Origin of the sequence: Devosia sp. 2618 (assembly GCF_040546815.1) — a bacterium.
GTDB lineage: Bacteria > Pseudomonadota > Alphaproteobacteria > Rhizobiales > Devosiaceae > Devosia.
This window is the reverse complement of the sequence record NZ_JBEPOO010000001.1, coordinates 3,515,261-3,533,640: the sequence shown is the minus strand read 5'-3', so window position 1 is coordinate 3,533,640 and position 18,380 is coordinate 3,515,261. Positions and strand designations below refer to the sequence as shown.

The following is an 18,380-nucleotide window of genomic DNA, read 5'->3' as shown; positions in this document are numbered from 1 at the left end:
ATGAAAATTTTTACGCGGAATAATTATCAATGAACGCCAATGAACCCAAACCACCAGTGATCGGATCGCTGGGCGAACTGCTGGTGGAGTTCGTCTGCCTCGAGCAGGACGGTCACAATGTCCGCGCTGCGCCCTATGTCGGGCCCTTTGCCAGCGGCGCTCCGGGTATTTTCATTGATCAGGCCGCGCGCATGGGCGCAACCACGATCTTTTCCGGGGCAGTGGGCGACGACGCTTTTGGCCAGGTGCTGCGCAACCGGCTGGAATCGGTCGACGTCGCCAATACGCTGATCCGAACCATCAAAGGCGTGCCCACCGGGTCGGCCTTTGTCAGCTACAACAAGGACGGCAGTCGGGATTTCGTCTTCAACATCGCCCACTCGGCCGCCGCCCATTTCCCCACCGGGCAGGAGGCCATCGCCGCCCTGCTCGCCGCCGGCATCACCGTGTTCCACATCTCCGGCTCAACGCTCGGCAATCCAGCCATGTGCGCCGCCGCGCTCGAAATCTGCACCGCACTGCACGCAGCAGATGTTGAGATTTCCTTCGACCCCAATGTGCGCAAGGAACTGCTTGGCGATCCGGTTTACCTCGCCGCCGTCCGGCAGCTCACCGGCATCGCCACCTATTTCCTGCCCAGCGACGATGACGCGGCGGTCCTGTTTCCCGGCGAAAGTTTTGAAGACTTCTCGACCAAACTGATCGCCAGTGGCGTCAAATATGTCGTGCTCAAACGCGGCGCGATTGGCAGCACCGGCCGCAATGCAGATGGCACTATCCTCTCCGTGACAGCGCACAAGGTAGACGTGCTCGACCCGACCGGCGCCGGCGACTGCTTCTGCGCCACCTTCGTCGCCTCGATTGTCAGCGGCGCCGATTTCGCCCGCGCCCTGCACCTCGCCAATGCCGCCGGGGCCCTGGCCGTCGGCAAGGTCGGGCCCATGGAAGGCAACTCCACTCTCGCTGATATCAAGCGTTTTCTCGAGGCGCAGCCATGATCGACTTTGCCGCCCTCGTCGCCGCCAACCGCGCCGGCCAATCCATCGGCCAGCCGTCCTACTGCACGGCGCATCCGCAAACCCTCACCGCTATCCTTACCGCCTATCGCGATAGCGCCGACCCGATCCTGATCGAAGCCACCTGCAATCAGGTCAATCAAGACGGCGGCTATACCGGCATGACCCCCGCCAATTTCCGCCGCTTCGTCGAAGATCTGGCGCATCGCGCCGGGGTCGATCCGGCCCGCATCACCTTGGGCGGTGACCATCTCGGCCCCAATCCATGGAAGTCGCGACCCGCCGCCGAGGCGATGGACAAAGCCAAAACCATGGTCGCCGACTACGTCCGCGCCGGCTTCACCAAAATCCACCTCGACGCCTCCATGGCCTGCGCCGACGATGGCACGCTGTCCGAAGCCACCATGGCCGCCCGTGCCGCCGAACTCTGCGCCGTCGCCGAAGCCAACGCCTCAGGACCGCTCCACTACATCATCGGCACCGAGGTCCCGGTTCCCGGTGGCGAAACCGAAACGCTCTCCGCACTCGCCGTGACGAAACCTGACGCCGCCCGTGCCACCGTCGATCTCCACCGTGCAGCGTTCGCCAAAGCCGGCCTCAACGCCGCCTTCGATCGCGTCATCGGCGTCGTCGTGCAGCCCGGCGTCGACTTCGGCAATGATCAGGTCTTCCGCTTCGATCTCCCTGCAGCATCGGTCTTGTCGAAATCCATCCTCGACCTGCCCAACATTGTGTTTGAGGCCCACTCCACCGACTACCAACCTAGCGACGCGCTGGCGGGTCTGGTGGCCAATCACTTCGCCATCCTCAAGGTCGGCCCCGAGCTGACCTTCGCCTATCGTCAGGCAATAATCGCGCTTGCCGCGCTCGAAACTGCGCTCGATCTCCCGAAGCCATCAAACTTCGTCCAGACCATCACCGACGAGATGCACCGCGATCCAAAACACTGGCGCGCCTATGTCGCTCCCGACGACCGCGAAAGCCGCATGCTGCTCTACGGCCTCAGCGATCGGGTGCGCTATTACTGGCCCAACCCAGCCATCCAGTCCGCCCTGCAACGCCTGACCGAAAATCTTGCCGCAGTGCGTCACGAGCCCGGCCTCGTCGCCCAATACGGATTCAATCTGGTCGACACCGATGACACCACCGACCTGCCGACCCGCTTCATGCAGCAGGCAGTCGGTGCGGTGGTCACCAAATACCGATCAGCCTGCGGCTGATCAGGTCCGCAAATCGAGATTGGACAGGTCGAACTCTTCGTGATGCGCCAGCGCCGCCGCTCCGATCGCGCATTCAAACGCGCCGATCCGCGACACACTGAGGCGCGGCATGCTCATGCCAGGCACCATGCGCCGGTTGAGCGGTGGTCCGACCCGCGCCACGACGGCATCAAGTATCGGCAACATTGCCCCGCCCAGCACGATCTCGTCGGGATCAAAAATACTGGTGATGTCGACCAGCCCATCGGTCAGGTGTCCGGAGAGCGTCGTAACGGCCCGCTCGGCATCGGGATCGCCCGTCACCAGCGCTGCCGCAACCTGCGCTGGCAGGTCCGGATCGGTCGCGCCTTCATCGACATCCTTATTGGTCGCGTAGCGCTGCAGCGCCTTGAGATTGACGAAGGTTTCAAGGCACCCGCGCTGCCCGCAACTGCACAGTGGTCCATCCGTCGCAATGCGCAAATGCCCGAACTCAGTGCCTAGCCCATTGCCGCCGCGCAGCAGCTTGTCGTCGATGATCACCGCGCCGCCACAACCGGTGCCGAGCTTGAGATAAACCACGACGCCATGATGTGGCCGTGGATCGGAATAGATGTGCCCGAACGCGGTGGCATTGGCGTTGTTTTCGATATGGCAGGGCAGGTCGATCCGGTCGGCGATCAGCGGCGTGAGGTTAACATCCTTCCACCCCAGGATCGGCAGATTGACCACATGCCCGTCGCGCCGCACCAGCCCCGGCACCGTCACCACCATTGCCCTTATGCTGGCGCGGTAGAGGCGGTTCTCGCGCAGGCTGGCGAGCTTTGCGGCAATCAGGTCGATCACCTGTTCCGGCGAACTCTTGCGATCAATCGGCTGCGCCGCCGTCTCGACAACGCCCGCCGCCAGATCCATCAGCGCAAAGCGCAGCACGCCAACGCCGATCTCGACGCCGAGAAAATAGGCGCCCGTCGGATCAATCGCGATATCGACCCCCGGCCGCCCCACATCGCGCCGCGTCGCAGGATCATCGCTGCTCCGGCTTTCGCGCACCATGCGGCGTGCCAGCAGATCATCGATCATCCCGGTCACCGAGGCCCGCGTCAGCGACAGCCGCCGCGCCAGCTCGGCGCGCGGCACCGGGCCGGTCACGCGCAAAATAGCCAGCAGCCGCCGTTCATTGATGTGTCGCACCAGCGACTGGTTCGCCATGGCTTTGTCCCAACCCTCGCTCAGCCAGTTAGCGCAGACCTGTTGACAGCACAACAGCGCTAGCTATTATGTTTGCAAAGTTAACAAATTAATCGAAACCGCCTGCCTTGGCGAGTTCGAGCTTGGGCAGGAGGGGCGATATGCCCAAAAAACAGGATCGGCGTCTGCGGGTCGGCGTGCTCGGTTGCGGGGCTATCGCACAGGCTGCCCATTTTGAAAGCTGCACCAAAGCCGCCAATGCCGATCTCTACGCCATTTGCGACGTCGCCGACGATTTGCGTGAGCGTATGGCCGCCACCCACGCGCCGCAAAAAAGCTTTAGCGACTACGACGTGATGCTGGCCGATCCAGACCTAGAAGCCGTCATCATCGCCACTTCCGATGCCTTCCACGTCCCCGCCGCCATTCGCGCGCTAGAAGCCGGCAAGCATGTCCTCTGCGAAAAGCCGCTCGCGACGAGTGTCGAGGAAGCCGAAAGCCTGCGCGCCGCCACCGCCAAAAGTGGCAAGCGCGTGCAGGTCGGCCATATGAAGCGCTTCGATCCGGGCCTGCAGGCCGCCAAGGCTTTCATCGATGGCGGCATGGGCGACATGGTCGCGCTCAAAGCCTGGTATTGCGACAGCACCCATCGCTACCCCATGACCGATGCGGTGCAGCCGCTGATCATCGCCAGCGCCGCCGCCAAAAAACCCAGCGAAAATCCCAAGGCCGATCTCGACCGCTACTACATGCTGGCCCATGGCAGCCACCTGGTCGACACGGCCCGCTATTTCGCCGGTGAAATCGTCGCCGTCGATGCGCGTCTGTCCAATCGCGGCGGCATGCGCTGCTGGTTTGTCGATGTGGAATTTGCCAATGGCTCGCTTGGCCATCTCGACCTGACGGTCGCCGTCCGCATGGATTGGCACGAAGGTTTTCAGATCTACGGGGCCAATGGCTCCATTCTCGGCAAGACCTATAATCCCTGGTATTACAAAAGCAGCGAGGTCGATATTTTCGACGAAGCGACCGGCGCCAGCTCCCGCGTCCTCGGTGCCGATGGCCATTTCTATCGCCGCCAGCTTGAAGGCTTTGCCGATACCATTCTGACCGGCGCGCCCCAGGCCGGCGCCGATGTCGAAGACGGCATCGCCTCGGTTCGCGCCATGGTCGCCATCGCCCATTCGGTCAAATCCGGCCAGCCCGTCCGGCTCGCCGATGTTTCGGGAGCCCTCTGATGCGGCTCGGCATTTTCGCCAAGACTTTCCTCGGCACTGACCCCACGGTGGTTTTGGCCCAAGCCAAAGCGGCCGGCTTTGCCTCGGTGCAATACAATATGGCCTGTTCGGGCCTGCCCTCCATGCCAGACGCTATCAGCGATGCAGTCGTGCACAGCATCGCCGACGCCGCAACGAGCCAGAACCTCGCCATCGCTGCGGTCTCTGGCACCTACAACATGATCCATCCCGATAATGCTGTCCGCGAAGCTGGCCTCCGCCGCCTCGAAATGCTCGCCGCTGCGAGCGCGGGCATCGGCACCAGCCTCATCACCCTTTGCACCGGCACACGGGACCCTGACGATCAGTGGCGCCATCACCCCGATAACACCACGCCAGAAGCTTGGGCCGATCTACTCACCGAAATGGCAAAAGCCGCGACGATTGCGGAGCGCTACAATATCAAACTCGGCATTGAGCCCGAACTCTCCAACGTTGTTGACTCGGCCGCCCGCGCCCGCAGCCTGCTCGACGCGATAGGCAGCCCGTCACTCGCTATCGTGCTCGATCCGGCAAATCTGTTCGAGCATGCGCCATTGCCCGAGCAGCGCGACATCATTTCCCACGCCATCGACGTGCTGGGCGACCGCATCATCATGGGCCACGCCAAGGACCGCACGGCCGATGGCGAATTCGTCACTGCCGGAACCGGTGTCCTCGACTATCGCCATTATTTCGGCCGGCTGCGCGCCGTCGGCTTTGATGGCGATATGATTACCCATGGCCTCACGGCTGACGAAGCCCCCGCCGTTGCCGCCTTCCTTTCGCGGATGCTGCAATGACCCCAAAGCGCAACACCTTTCTGCGCGGCGACACGGCACTTGCCTGGTACGACACGGGCGGCGAGGGCATTCCGGTCGTTTTCCAGCACGGCCTTTGCGGCGATGTCCGCCAGACTATCGAAGCCTTTCCGAAGGATCCGCGCTTCCGCCTCATCACGCTCGAATGCCGCGGCCACGGCGCGTCCGAAGCCGGCCCGCTGACCGATCTCTCCATCGCCACCTTCGCCGATGACCTCGCAACGCTGATCGCCCAGTTGCAACTGGCGCCTGTTATACTTGGCGGCATTTCTATGGGCGCCGCCATTTCAACGCGCCTCGCCGCGCACCGCCCCGAACTGGTCCGCGCGCTCGCCCTCGTCCGCCCCGCCTGGCTCGCCAAAGCAGCGCCGCCCAATATGGCGCCCAATGCCGAGGTCGGCGCCCTGCTGGCAAGCCTGCCTCCGGGCGAAGCGCAGGACGCGTTCATCACCACGCAGACCTATCGCCGCCTCGCCGTGAACGCGCCCGACAATCTCGCGTCTCTGCTAGGTTTTTTCAGCCGCGCTCCGGCCGAGACGACGGCCGCGCTTCTGCAATCCATTTCCACCGATGGCCCCGGCATCACCGAGGCCGATTTGGCGGCCCTTACCCTGCCGACGCTCGTCATCGGCACGCGGCAGGACGTCATCCATCCCTGGCCTCTGGCGCAGCAACTTGCGGACGCCATCCCGACCGCAAAGCTGGTTGAGGCGACGCCCAAATCCATCGACAAACCCCGCTACGTCGCGGACCTTCACGCGGCGCTCGGCGCCTTCTTTGAGGACATCTGATCCATGCCCAGCCCCACCTGGATTGCCGACCTGCCGCGCCATCGTCTGCTTGCCGAATATTCGATGTGGTCCGCCGACCTCATCCGCCTCGCCGATGATCTCGCCCGCATTGAGCCCCATGCCGATATCCTTCATATCGACGTCGCCGATGGTCATTTCGCGCCAGCGCTGCTGTTCTTCCCTGATCTCGTCGCCCGCATTCGCAGCGCCACCGACAAGCCAATCCATGTGCATCTGATGGTTGCCGATACGGTGCTGCTCGAACAGATCAGCCAGTTCGCCGATGCCGGTTCGGACCTCATCAGCATCCACGTCGAAAACGCCAAGGTCGCCGACGCCGCTCTCAAGCTGCTCGCAGAACGCGGGATTGCCGCTGGCATGGTCGCGCGTATCGAAACCCCGGTCGCGCAACTGGCGCCCTACCTTGACCGCATCGAATTCCTCACCCTTCTGGGCACGGCCATCGGCGTCAAAGGGCAGGGGCTCGATCCCACGGCGACCACCCGACTGGGCGAAGCCCAAGCGCTGATCGCCAAAAGCGGTCGCTCCATCGTGCTCGCTGCCGATGGCGGCATCCGCGACACCACCGTGCCCCTGCTGCGTGCGGCAGGCGCTGAAACCGTCGTCATGGGTTCGCTGGCTTTTGGTGCGCCCGATCTGCCGGCCCGCATGGCCTGGCTACACGCGTTGTAAAACCCATGAACACCACGCGCGCCATCGGCATCGATATCGGCGGCAGCCGCCTGCGTGCCGCGCTGATCGACGCATCAGGCACCATTCTGGCGCGCTGCGAAACCACCACCCTGGCGCAGGCCGGCCCCGAAGCCGTCATCGCGCAGGTCTTTGATCTCGTCGACCAGATCGCCCCGAAAGCCGAACGCACCGCGCTCGCCGGCGTTGGCGTCGCTTGTCCCGGACCGCTCGATACCGATACCGGTCGCGCAATGGGCATCCCGACCCTCGCCGGCTGGAACGACATTCCCATCGCCCGCATGATCGAGGCTGCACTCGGACTGCCGGTGCGGCTCGAAAATGACGGCATCGCCGCCGCCATTGGCGAGTGGAAATTCGGCGCCGGGCGCGGCTTGCAGCACCTCGCCTATATCACCGTCAGCACCGGCATTGGCGGTGGCGTCGTGCTCGATGGCAAACCGCTGCATGGTCGCATGGGCATGGCCGGCCATGTCGGCCACATGACCATCGTCCCCGACGGCACAGCCTGCCCCTGCGGCAATCGCGGCTGCTGGGAGGCCTATGCCTCCGGCACAGCCTTCGGCCAGCGCATCGCGCAAAGCGTTGGCGGCAATCCAAAGTCCATCTTCGCCGCCGCCCGCACCGGAGACGCTGCCGCCCTCAAACTGGTTGCCGAGGAAGCCGACTGGCTCGGCATCGGCATCGCCAACCTGCTCCATCTCTACAGCCCCGATTGTGTCGTCATCGGCGGCGGCATTTCCAATGGCTTTGATCTGCTTCAACCCGGCATTGACGCGCGTATCCAGCGCAACGCCATGACCGCCTTCCGCAAGGTGCCGATTGTGGTTGCCGGACTGGGCGAAAATGCTGGGCTCATCGGCGCGGCGGCCATGGTGTTTTAGCCTCGCTACAAAAGTTTACGCGAGGAAACTTATTTATTGACGAATAGAAGCTTCATACCCTAGCCTGATACTGCCAAGAAGCGCGAAAGACGTGCCGGCAGGAGGAAAATCATGACGCAGAATCTTGCGGGCAAAGTCGCGTTGGTCACCGGCGCCAGTTCCGGCATTGGTCGCGCGCTGGCGCTGACGATGGCCGCCCAAGGCGCCCAGGTTGCTCTGGTCGGTCGCTCCAGGGAACGCCTGCAGGAAATCGCTGACCAGATCGGCAATAATGCGCTGGTCCTCCCTGCCGACCTCACCGATCCCGCCTCCGTCAACGCCGTCGCTGCCGACACGCTCGCCCATTTCGGTCGCGTCGATATTCTCCTCGCCAATGCCGGGCTCTACATTCCGGGCGATGTGGTCGAAGGCGATGCCGACGCCTGGGATGAACTGCTGCAGGTCAACGTCAACAGCGTCTTCCGTCTGGTCCGCGCCGTGCTGCCATCCATGGTGGCGCAACGCAGCGGCGATATCGTCGTCACCAGTTCCATTTCCGGCCATCAGGCCATTCAATGGGAGCCGATTTATTCGGCGTCCAAACACGCCATCCAGGCCTTTGTGCATGGCCTGCGCCGTCAGGTCGCGCCGCATAATGTCCGCGTTGGCGCGGTGGCACCCGGCGTCGTGCTCAACGAGCTTTGGGGCTATGACAATCCCACAGCCATCGCCGAAAAGGTCGCCGCCCGCGAAGGCCTGCAATCGCAGGACGTGGCCGATGCGGTGCTGTTCATGCTGACCCGACCGCCCAATGTCACCATCCGCGATCTGGTGATCCTGCCACAAAATCAGGATATCTGACCGGTGCCCGACACCTACGACTATGTCATCGTTGGCGCCGGTGCTGCGGGTTGCGTGCTGGCCAATCGGCTGTCTGAAGACCCCGACATTCGGGTTGCCCTGATTGAGGCTGGTCCCGACCACAATGCGCGCAAGGCCATCGTGCGCATTCCGCTCGCCATGGTCACCTTCATGGCCCCCGCGCTGGCCTTTCTCGGCGGCCCCAAATTCATGTCCTGGTTCAAGACCGAACCGGAGCCGGGTCTGCAGGGCCGCCAGATCGATCTGCCGCGCGGCAAGGGCACCGGCGGCAGCACCAATGTCAACGGCCAGATTTTCATGCGTGGCCAGCGCGAGGATTTCGACCATTGGCGCGACCTCGGCAATAAAGGTTGGGGCTATGACGATCTGCTGCCCTATTTCCGCAAGCTCGAACGCTTCGAGGCGCTGGCCGAGCCCAAAAAGACCGCGTTCAACGGCAAGCCGCTGGCCGCTCAGATCGACCCGGCGTTTCACGGCACCGATGGCCCGCTCAATATCGCGCCGCTGCGCAGCGTCAATCCTATGGCGCAGGTCTATCTCGATGCCGCCGCCGTCGCCGGCATTCCGCTCAACCCGGATTTCAATGGCGCCACCCAGCAAGGCGCCGGACTCTATACCTTTACCCAGCGCAACGGCCAGCGCGTCACCGCCGAAGGTGCCTATCTCGACCCCGTGCGCCACCGCCCCAACCTGCATGTGTTGAGCGAGCGCACCGTCACGCGCGTCGTCATGGACGGTAATCGCGCCACTGGCGTTGCGTGGCAAGGTCAGGCCGGGCAGGGCATCATCTCGGCCAATGAGGTGATCCTGTCAGCCGGCTCTTTTGTCTCACCACACCTGCTGCTGCTCGCCGGCATTGGCGACCGCAACGAACTCAACCGCCACGGCATCGAGGTCGTCCAGCACCTCCCCGGCGTCGGCGAAAACCTTCAGGACCATCTCGACGTCACGCTCGAATACAAGGCCAAGACCACCGCGCCTTATGGCATTTCCTGGCGCGCTTTGCCGCGCAACGTCCTGCACGTGCTCGATTGGCTGTTCCGCAAGCGCGGCCTCTTCGCCTCGACCACCGGCGAGGGCGGCGCGTTCCTGTCCACCGTTCCGGGCGTCGAGCGGCCAGACATTCAGCTCTTCTTCTGCACTGCAGTCGGCAATACGCAAAACGCGGGCGGCTTCACCGGCCATGGCTTTCTGATGCATGTCTGCCAGCTGCGCCCCGGCAGCATCGGGCGCCTGCGCCTTAACAGCGCCAACCCGGCCGAAAAGCCGTCCATCCTCTACAACTTCCTGCGCGGCGACAGCACGATGGATGCCCTGCGCAACGGCATTCGCATCGCCCGCAATATCATCGCGCAGGCCCCCTTCGTGCCGCATCTGCAGCGCGAGGTCGATCCCGGCCCCGACGAGCAAAGCGATGGCGCTCTCGACGCCTTCATCCGCCGCAGTGTCGGCACGCTGTTTCACCCGGTCGGCACCTGCGCCATGGGCACGGGGCCTGACGCCGTCGTCGATCCGGCAAGCCTCCGTGTGCACGGTGTCGACGGCCTCCGCGTCATCGATGCCTCCATCATGCCGACGATTGTGTCAGCCAACACGGTCGCCGCAACCTATTGTCTGGCCGAAAAGGGCGCGGACCTGATCCGCGCCGACCATCGCGCCCGCACCAACAAAGGATCATCCAATGGCTAGTTTCACTGGCAAAGTCGCCCTCGTCACCGGCACCACCGGCATCGGCCGCGCCGTGGCGCTCAAGCTCGCCGCCGAAGGCGCGCAGGTCATGGCCCTGGGCATCGATCCCGAAGGCAATGCCGCACTGGCCAGCGGTTCGTCCGTGCTGACGCGCCTCACCGATGTCGCCGTCCCCGAGCAGGTCGAGGCCGCAATTGCCGAAACCGTCGCCCGCTTTGGCGGCCTCGATATCATCGTCAATTCGGCCGCCATCCACCCCTATGGCGATTGCGTCACCACGACGCCGCAAACCTTCGCGCAGTGCCTTGCCGTCAATGTTGGGTCCATCCATCTGACCGCTCATTTCGGCGTGCCGCATCTGCGCCAGCGCGGCGGTGGCGTCATTCTCAATGTGTCGAGCGTTCAGGGCCACGCCTGCCAGACCAATGTGGCGGCCTATGTCGCCTCCAAGGGCGCGATCCATGCAATGACCCGCGCCATGGCGCTCGATTTTGCCGCCGACCAGATCCGCGTCAATTCGATCAGCCCCGGCTCTGTCCGCACGCCCATTCTCGAACGCGCCGCCCGCCACAGCGATGGCGACGATGTCGATGTCAACGCCGCCTTCGCCCGCTTTGGTGCCGCCCATCCCTTGGGCCGTATTGGCGAGCCCGAGGAAGTCGCCGACCTCATCGCGTTCCTCGCGTCCGACCAGGCCCGGTTCATCACCGGGGCGGACCACCGCATCGATGGTGGTCTCACCGCTGGCATTGCAGTCCGCTAACTGGCGGGCTGCAACTGGTCCACGGCGCTGATAATGCCGCGCAATTCGGCCAGCCCCTTGAGCCGCCCAATCAGCGAATAGCCCGGATTGACCTTCTTGGTCATGTCGTCGGCCAGCAGATGTCCATGGTCGGGCCGCATCGGGATCACCGCGTCGGCACGGCCGCTCGCGACACGCCGGTTTTCCTCGGCCCGCAAAATGGCGATCATGTCGACCATGTTGACATCGCCGCCCAGATGCTCCGCTTCGTTGAAGGAACGGTCCGGTTCGACGCTCACATTGCGCAAATGCACGAAGTTGATGCGCGAGGCGAATTCGCGCGCCATGCCGACCACGTCATTATCCGCCCGCGATCCGAGCGACCCGGCGCAAAATGACAGCCCATTGACCGGCGTATCGACCGCTCCCAGCACCGTGCGCATATCATCCGCCGTCGACACCACGCGGGGCAGGCCAAATAGCGAGAATGGCGGATCATCGGGGTGAATGCCCAGCCGCACGCCCTCTTCCTCGGCCACCGGCACCACTTCGCGCAAAAACTCAACCAGATTGGCGCGCATGTCATCGGCGCTGACATCGTCAAACTGGGCGATGCGCTGGCGAATGCCCTCACGGTCATAGCTGTCTTCGCCACCCGGCAGCCCGGCAATGATATTGGTCTCAAGCGTTGCGATAGCTGTCTCGCTCATCGTCGCGAGCTTGGCTTTGGCGGCCGCCAAAAGCTCGGGCATATAGTCGCCCTCCGCGCCCACGCGTTTCAGCACCAGCGCGTCATAGGCAACGAATTCCACCATATCGAACCGCAGCGCCAGGCCTGTCGTCGGCATTGGATAGCGCAGATCGGTGCGGGTCCAGTCCACCACCGGCATGAAATTATAGCACACCACTGGAATGCCGGCCTTGCCCAGATTGGCGAGGCTGGTTTTCCAGTTATCGATGAACTGCCGATATGGCCCGCTGCGCAGCTTGATGGACGTGTGCACCGGAATGGATTCGCACACCGACCACACCAAACCTGCCGCTTCCACCATTGCCTTGCGCTCGGCAATATCGGCTGGCGTCCAGGCGCGCCCGTCATAAATCTGGTGCAGCGCCGTCACGATCCCCGACGCCCCCGCCTGCCGCACATGGTCGAGCGACACCGGGTCGTTCGGCCCAAACCAACGCCAACTCTGCAGCATGCAATTCTCCTCCAGAAATCCACTAACATGTTAGCTGGAACAGGTGCGCCCGCCAATGGCTGACACGCCGAATCTGCAGCGATTGCGCCGATTTCAGAGCGAATTATTGCGTTATGTGGGTGGTCGAGCCGGAACCCCGCTCAGATGACTTCCACCTGTCCGGCCAACCAGCGTTTCTCCATGTCCGGTGGCTCGGCGCCGATACTGTCACAGGCGCCATCGATGGCAAAAATCTGCGTTGCCACGCGCACCGAAACGCGATGTTCGCCAGCGGTGCCGCTGAACACCATATGGTCTTCGTCAATCTCGTTGCGCGCATCGATGTGCACCGAAGCCTGGCTTGCACCCCGCGCCGCGCCCCAGCGCATCACGGCCAGTTCCGCCGCCTGCGCCGGCTCATCGAGCTTCGGATTCCCGCGCGAGGCGGGCAGGTAGATTTCGCTGTTTTCAAGCGCCGTCAGAAACGCGGGCACTTCGTCCGGCGCCAGCCGCCCATAGCGCTGGCCCTGCGGTAGCACGATCAACGACGCCGCAAAGCGGCATCCGCCAAGATGCGTGCATTGCAGGATATTGAACCGCGCCGGATCGGCGGCCGCCACCAGCGCCTTGAAGGTCGCAAAACCAAACCGCGCGCAGCAGGCATCCCGCTTGGCATCGGTACAGCAGAGGATGGTAATGCGGTCATCCACCACGCCGGGCAGGGGCTCGCCGGCCGTCCACGCGTCGATCAGCGCGATAGTTTGAGCTTCGTTCGCCTGGGCGATAAAACGCCCCTCGGGATAGCCGAACAGCGTCGGCAAGACCTGGCCGGGACTGCCCTCGACCAGTTCAACCATATTGTCGGTCAATTCCGACTGCATTGCCGCGCGCACGGCTTCGCCGAGCGCCGGGCTCATATCCACGGATTCAAACCGCGGCGCCCGCCATTTGCCCTTGGGCCAGGCCAGCATCAGGAAGCGGGGGCTAATCTCCCCCGTTCCTTCATGTGGCTCGCCCCGCTCCAGTGTCAGGGTCCGGCAAAAGACGTGCTTGCTCATGAAAATTTACTGCGACTGGAAGGGCACGAAGTCGCGGCCCGAAATCTGCGAAATGACCATGTAGGCAATCGCCCCCAGCGCGTAGAATGAATTGGACGATGCCTCTTCGCGCGGAATGGTGATCAGCTGATTGTTCTGGCAGGCCGTCAGGTACTGGCAGAAATTGGGCACCACCTTGTTGAGCTGCGCTTCGGAATCCGCTGGGGTTTCCAGCGTATCCGTGCGGTAGGTCGCAAAGATGAAATCGGCGTCGAGTTCGGGCAGCTGCTCTGCCGGTACATCGAGATCACCACCCACGGGGATGGCATCGATGATGGCCGGGAACTTGAAGCCCGCATCGCGCAACACACGGCCCAGCGTCCCATAAGTGTGCAGCACATAGACCGAGCCTTCGACGCCCTGGATTACCGAGGTGGTGATGCTCTGCGTGTCGATCAGCCGCTTGATCTGGGCAATCTGGCCCTCATAGCGGGCTTTGAGATAGGCCAGCCGATCCTCTGTGCCGGTAATGCCAGCCAGCAGATCATAGGTCGCAAACATATCCGCCTCGCTGTCGATCAACAGCGTTGGCGCGATCTTTTCCAGCTGATCGACCGGCGTGCCCTGCCATTCGGTGGTCAGGACCAGGTCTGGCTGCAGCGCCGCAATGGCCTCGACGTCGGCCGGGTTATTGCCCACGAACGTGATGTCGGAATTGGCAAAATCAACGCCCGTCAGAACCGCGCTGGAGCGGATGAACGGCGTGCCTTCGGTCGTCGTGCGGCCATGGCTGCCGACGGGGAACACACCCAGTTCGATCAACGGAATGGTGATGCTGAGATCATGCAGCGAAACGATGCGCAGCGGTTTGGTCGGAACCTCCACCACCCGACCGGTATAGTCGGTGATGGCATGGGTTTCCTGCGCGCTGGCGGGCGTAATGGCCAGAAGGGCTGCGAACAAAAGGGCAGTCAGCTTGTTCATGGTTTGGGTCCTGAAAAGACGGCGCAATCACTTGGCCAGTGGAACGAAGGCGCGGCCCGCAACATGGGTCAGCACCTGCTGGTAGGCGGTGGTCAGCGAGCGGAACGACGACGAGTAGATTGGCGTGCGTGGAATAAAGACCATCTGGTTGTTCCGGCAGGCCTGCAGCACGGTGCAATAGCCGGGCACGACCTTCTCGAACGCGGCACGGATTTCATCGGGGCTGCGCTGGTCGGGATAAAGCCCTTCATAGGTCGAGAAGATGAAATCGGCGTCGACCTCGGGCAGGAATTCCGGGCTCATATCGAGCGAGGAGTCACTGATCTCAGCGATCAGGTCGGGCTTTGAAAAACCGACATCGTCGAGCACCTGCGACAGCGCATAATATTCCTTGTTGGCGGCGATATAGCCGTCTTCCGGCCATGGCTGCAGGATGGCGATGGAGATGTCAGCCGGGTTCGGCACCAGTCGCTTGAATTCGGCAATCTGGGCCTGATAGCGGGCAAACTGCCGATCATATTCGGGCAGCACGCCACCGAGGTCCGCCACAGCCTGCATGCTGCCGAAAAAGCCCAGCTTGTCCTGATCGAGCAGCACGGTCGGCGCGATCTTTTCAAGGTTTGGCAGCACGTCATTGTCGTTACCAAAGCGCCCGATGATCAGGTCCGGCTCAAGGCCTGCGATCAGCTCGAGATCGATCTGGTTGAACACGCCGAGAAACACGATGTCGGTGTTTTCAAAGCTGGTTTCATAGAGCTCCTTGGCGCCGCGAATATAGGGCACCTTGTCCTCTTCGAGCCGACCATGGCTACCCACGACGAGATCGGTGGCGCCAAATTCCACCAGCGGCAGCGTGATGCTGAGATCATGCAGCGACACGATGCGCAGCGGTTTGACCGGCACCCCGATCGTGCCATTGCCGGCCTCGAACGGGCGTGTTTCCTGCGCCAGCACCGGGCCGGCAAGCAGGCCGCCGAGAATGGCGGCAGCGGCGATAAGCAGTTTCATCGATCAGGGTCCTTGGAGTTGATCAGAGAGCGGTGCGGCGCGCAGCACGGCGCAGCAGAATGAGGAAAATCGGCACGCCGATGAGGTCGGTCACAAGGCCGGCGGGGATCTGAATCGGCGCCATCAGGGTGCGCCCGACAAGGTCGGCCAAGCTCACCAGCACCGCACCAAGCGTTGCCGTCAGCAGCAGATGCAGCCCTACGCCCGATGGTGCGAGACGCCGCGCAGCGTGTGGCGCGATCAGACCGACAAAGCCCAGCGGCCCGACGACCGCCGTGCCAATCGCGGCAAATCCGACTGCGGTGGTGATCAGCCCATAACGCACCCAGCGCACCGGCGCCCCGAGCGCGGTGGCCGTTGCATCGCCCATGCGCATCGCCGCCGTCGAACGCGACAGCAACAGCAGCGCCGGCAGCAGCACCGCCGACCACACAGCCAGCATCTGCACGTCAGCCCAATTGGCAGCGTTGATCGAACCACTGAGCCAGGTCAGAACCGACAGCACGCGCTCGATCTGGCCATAGGTCATCAGCACCGAAGTGCAGGCCGAAATCATCGCCGCAACGCCGACGCCCATCAGGATGAACCGCACCGAACTGGCGCCGCGCGCCGTCCAGGTCAGGCTCTGGATCAGCACCGCCACAGCCAGCGACCCGGCAAACGCCACCCACGGCCGCAGGCCGCCGACAGCGTCTGGCCACAACACGGTCAGCGCTACCACGGCCAGTCCCGCGCCCTGCGACACGCCGACCAGCGACGGATCGGCGAGGCCATTGCGCGTCACGTTCTGCAGCGCCGCACCCGACAGCGCAAACATTGCGCCCACCAGCGCCGCCGCCAGCGCGCGCGGAAAACGGAACTCCCAGACCACATTGTCGATGGTGCGGCTGACGGTTTCCCCGCTCAGCGTGCGCCACACTTCATCAAGGCTTGTCGGCTGGCTGCCAACGGTCAGGCTGAAAGCGATGATCCCGACCAGCAGTGCCAGCGTCGCCGCCAGCCATAATAGCGCGGCCACCGGCAGGCGTAGCGCAATGCGCTCGGAAAACAGCCGCACAACATACCAGCGGGAAGCGACAGTTGTACTCATCAGCGCGACCGTTTGCGGATCAGATAAACAAAGATGGGCGCGCCGATCAGCGCGGTGACGATGCCGGTCGAAATCTCGGCCGGGCGGAACATCATCCGCGCAGCCACGTCGACCGCCAGCAGGTAGCCCGCCCCGACCACGGCCGAATACGGCACGATCCAGCGATAGTCCGACCCGGTAAATAGCCGCACGGCATGGGGAATGACGAGGCCGACAAAGCCCAGTGGTCCCGCCAAAGCAACCGAGCCGGCCGTCAATGCCACAACGCAGACCAGCAATTGCGCCTTGAGCCAGCCGGTGCGCACGCCAAGCGCCAGTGCCACCTCTTCGCCCATCGCCAGCGCCGTGATCTGGCGGGCCAAAGCAAAGGCCACCACCAGCGCCACGATCAGCACCGGCCCCGCCGTCATCAGCATGGAGAGGTCACGACCGGCCAACGAGCCGGAGAGCCACACGCGATAGGAGTCAAAAGCATTTTCCCGCAGCAGGAACGCTACCGAGGTCAGTGCGCCCAGAAACGCCGTGACCACCGCACCCGCAAGGGTCAGTGTCAGCGGCGTTGCCCCGCCCGGCACCCAGCGCGAAATCAGATACACCAGACACGCTGCACCCAACGATCCGCCCGCCGCCATCATCGGAATGGCGGTGTTTCCGGCCAGCCCCAGCATGCCGATGCCAAACACCACAGCAAACGATGCGCCCGCCATCAGCCCCAAAATGCCGGGTTCGGCCAGCGGATTGCGCGTCACGCCCTGCATCAAGGCCCCCGCCACCGACAGCGATGCGCCGACAATGATCGCGACCAGAGCGCGCGGCAGCCGCAAATCCCAGACGATGGTGTGGTTGAAATTGGCTGGATCTCGATGCGTCAGCGCCTCAAACACCACATCGAGCGGCACAAATTTGGCGCCCAATGCGATGTGAAGGCACAGCGTTGCAGCAACTATACCCATCGCCAGCGGCAGGCCGAGCCAGCGCCCGGTGCGCACCGTGACAGCAGGGGGCGCGATCATGTTCATGTGGTGGCAAGCGCCGGAACGACAGCAGCCTTGGCCGGCTCGCCCCGCGTCGGCATGCAGAACAGCCGCCCCGATGCCGGATCGCGCAACACATTGGCGTCGAGGTCAAAAACCGTCTTGATATTGGCCGCGGTGAACACATCCTGTGGTGCGCCCGAGCAGACGATGCGGCCCGATTTCATCATCACGAGATTATCGGCATAGGCCGCCGCAAGGCTCAGCTCATGCAGCACGACGACCAGTGTACGGCCCGTCTTGTGCGCCAGATCTGCCAGCAGGTTCATCACATCGACCTGCACCTTAAGGTCGAGGAATGTGGTGGGTTCGTCGAGCAGGATCAGATCGGTTTCCTGCGCCAGCGCCATGGCGATCCAGCAGCGCTGCCGCTGTCCGCCCGACAGGGAATCGACCGGCCGGTCGGCAAAGGCGGCGACTTGCGCCGTGACCATCGCAGCGTTCACCGCCGCTTCGTCGCCCGAAGTCCATTGCTGCATCAGTGACTGATGCGGAAACCGCCCCTGAGACACCAGTTCGCGCACGGTCAGCCCTTCGGGCGCCACCGGCCCCTGCGGCAAAAGCCCGAGCTTGCGCGCCACCTCGCGGCTGGCCGAGCGGTGAATGTCCTTGCCATCGAGCAACACATGGCCGTGCACCGGTTTAAGGATGCGTGCCAGCGTCTTGAGCAGGGTGGATTTGCCACAGCCATTGGCACCGACAAGAATGGTCAGCGCCCCATTGGGCACCGCAAGCTCCAGCCCTTCGATAATGACCGCGTCTTCGTAGCCAGCGCTCAGCTCTATCGCAGCGAGGCGCTCACTTCCCCCACTGCCCTGATTCTGCCGCTGCATACGCCACTCCGCTCACGACCTCCATGTCGCCCGCGGTGGACTAGATTTGATG

18 protein-coding genes are annotated in these 18,380 nt (G+C 63.5%); 10 read left to right on the top strand and 8 right to left on the bottom strand.

Going from position 1 to position 18,380, the window contains the following annotated elements:
* The first annotated feature begins 29 nt into the window (after positions 1-29).
* Both ABIE28_RS17505 and ABIE28_RS17500 read left to right on the top strand, forming a co-directional pair.
* Positions 30-998: a sugar kinase gene (locus ABIE28_RS17505; RefSeq protein WP_354065148.1), complete on the top strand. Its 969-nt coding sequence runs from the start codon at positions 30-32 to the stop codon at positions 996-998.
* Positions 995-2,236, top strand: a complete 1,242-nt coding sequence (locus ABIE28_RS17500) for a class II D-tagatose-bisphosphate aldolase non-catalytic subunit (RefSeq protein ID WP_354065146.1) — start codon at positions 995-997, stop codon at positions 2,234-2,236. Before ABIE28_RS17505 ends, ABIE28_RS17500 begins: the two co-directional genes overlap by 4 nt.
* Here the strand turns inward: ABIE28_RS17500 and ABIE28_RS17495 are convergent, their stop codons facing one another.
* Positions 2,237-3,427, bottom strand: coding sequence for an ROK family protein (locus ABIE28_RS17495; protein ID WP_354065144.1), 1,191 nt, complete (start codon positions 3,425-3,427; stop codon positions 2,237-2,239).
* 140 nt (positions 3,428-3,567) lie between these two features.
* Here ABIE28_RS17495 and ABIE28_RS17490 point away from each other — a divergent pair, with 140 nt between their 5' ends.
* The 8 genes from ABIE28_RS17490 (at position 3,568) to ABIE28_RS17455 (ending at position 11,182) form a co-directional block, all read left to right on the top strand.
* On the top strand, positions 3,568-4,644 hold the full coding sequence (locus tag ABIE28_RS17490) for a Gfo/Idh/MocA family protein (RefSeq protein WP_354065143.1): 1,077 nt from the start codon (positions 3,568-3,570) through the stop codon (positions 4,642-4,644).
* Positions 4,644-5,465, top strand: coding sequence for a sugar phosphate isomerase/epimerase family protein (locus ABIE28_RS17485; protein ID WP_354065142.1), 822 nt, complete (start codon positions 4,644-4,646; stop codon positions 5,463-5,465). The genes ABIE28_RS17490 and ABIE28_RS17485 overlap by 1 nt, the downstream gene beginning before the upstream one ends.
* The gene (locus tag ABIE28_RS17480) at positions 5,462-6,274 is read left to right on the top strand and encodes an alpha/beta fold hydrolase (protein WP_354065141.1); all 813 of its coding nucleotides are present in this window, start codon (positions 5,462-5,464) and stop codon (positions 6,272-6,274) included. Before ABIE28_RS17485 ends, ABIE28_RS17480 begins: the two co-directional genes overlap by 4 nt.
* A 3-nt stretch (positions 6,275-6,277) precedes the next feature.
* Entirely contained in the window at positions 6,278-6,967 is a 690-nt protein-coding gene (locus tag ABIE28_RS17475) for a ribulose-phosphate 3-epimerase (RefSeq protein WP_354065139.1), read from the top strand.
* A gap of 5 nt (positions 6,968-6,972) precedes the next feature.
* The gene (locus ABIE28_RS17470) at positions 6,973-7,869 is read left to right on the top strand and encodes an ROK family protein (RefSeq protein ID WP_354065137.1); all 897 of its coding nucleotides are present in this window, start codon (positions 6,973-6,975) and stop codon (positions 7,867-7,869) included.
* 111 nt (positions 7,870-7,980) lie between these two features.
* Positions 7,981-8,709: an SDR family oxidoreductase gene (locus ABIE28_RS17465; RefSeq protein WP_354065136.1), complete on the top strand. Its 729-nt coding sequence runs from the start codon at positions 7,981-7,983 to the stop codon at positions 8,707-8,709.
* Between the two features lie 3 nt (positions 8,710-8,712).
* A complete protein-coding gene (locus ABIE28_RS17460) occupies positions 8,713-10,419 on the top strand; it encodes a GMC family oxidoreductase (RefSeq protein ID WP_354065135.1) in 1,707 nt (568 codons plus the stop codon).
* Complete coding sequence (locus ABIE28_RS17455; RefSeq protein WP_354065133.1) at positions 10,412-11,182, top strand: SDR family NAD(P)-dependent oxidoreductase; 771 nt, start codon at positions 10,412-10,414, stop codon at positions 11,180-11,182. The genes ABIE28_RS17460 and ABIE28_RS17455 overlap by 8 nt, the downstream gene beginning before the upstream one ends.
* On the opposite strand, the gene uxuA is transcribed toward ABIE28_RS17455, so the two are convergent.
* The 7 genes from uxuA to ABIE28_RS17420 all read right to left on the bottom strand — a co-directional run bounded on the left by uxuA (position 11,179) and on the right by ABIE28_RS17420 (position 18,328).
* Positions 11,179-12,363, bottom strand: coding sequence for a mannonate dehydratase (gene uxuA / locus ABIE28_RS17450; protein ID WP_354065131.1), 1,185 nt, complete (start codon positions 12,361-12,363; stop codon positions 11,179-11,181). The genes ABIE28_RS17455 and uxuA overlap by 4 nt on opposite strands.
* Positions 12,364-12,503: 140 nt before the next feature.
* The gene (locus tag ABIE28_RS17445; protein WP_354065129.1) at positions 12,504-13,400 is read right to left on the bottom strand and encodes a sucrase ferredoxin; all 897 of its coding nucleotides are present in this window, start codon (positions 13,398-13,400) and stop codon (positions 12,504-12,506) included.
* Positions 13,401-13,406: 6 nt separating this feature from the next.
* Positions 13,407-14,363, bottom strand: coding sequence for an ABC transporter substrate-binding protein (locus ABIE28_RS17440; protein WP_354065127.1), 957 nt, complete (start codon positions 14,361-14,363; stop codon positions 13,407-13,409).
* Between the two features lie 27 nt (positions 14,364-14,390).
* Positions 14,391-15,371: an ABC transporter substrate-binding protein gene (locus tag ABIE28_RS17435; RefSeq protein ID WP_354065125.1), complete on the bottom strand. Its 981-nt coding sequence runs from the start codon at positions 15,369-15,371 to the stop codon at positions 14,391-14,393.
* A gap of 22 nt (positions 15,372-15,393) precedes the next feature.
* On the bottom strand, positions 15,394-16,461 hold the full coding sequence (locus tag ABIE28_RS17430) for a FecCD family ABC transporter permease (RefSeq protein ID WP_354065123.1): 1,068 nt from the start codon (positions 16,459-16,461) through the stop codon (positions 15,394-15,396).
* On the bottom strand, positions 16,461-17,480 hold the full coding sequence (locus ABIE28_RS17425) for a FecCD family ABC transporter permease (RefSeq protein ID WP_354065121.1): 1,020 nt from the start codon (positions 17,478-17,480) through the stop codon (positions 16,461-16,463). The genes ABIE28_RS17430 and ABIE28_RS17425 overlap by 1 nt, the downstream gene beginning before the upstream one ends.
* On the bottom strand, positions 17,477-18,328 hold the full coding sequence (locus ABIE28_RS17420) for an ABC transporter ATP-binding protein (protein ID WP_354065119.1): 852 nt from the start codon (positions 18,326-18,328) through the stop codon (positions 17,477-17,479). The genes ABIE28_RS17425 and ABIE28_RS17420 overlap by 4 nt, the downstream gene beginning before the upstream one ends.
* Positions 18,329-18,380: the final 52 nt, after the last annotated feature.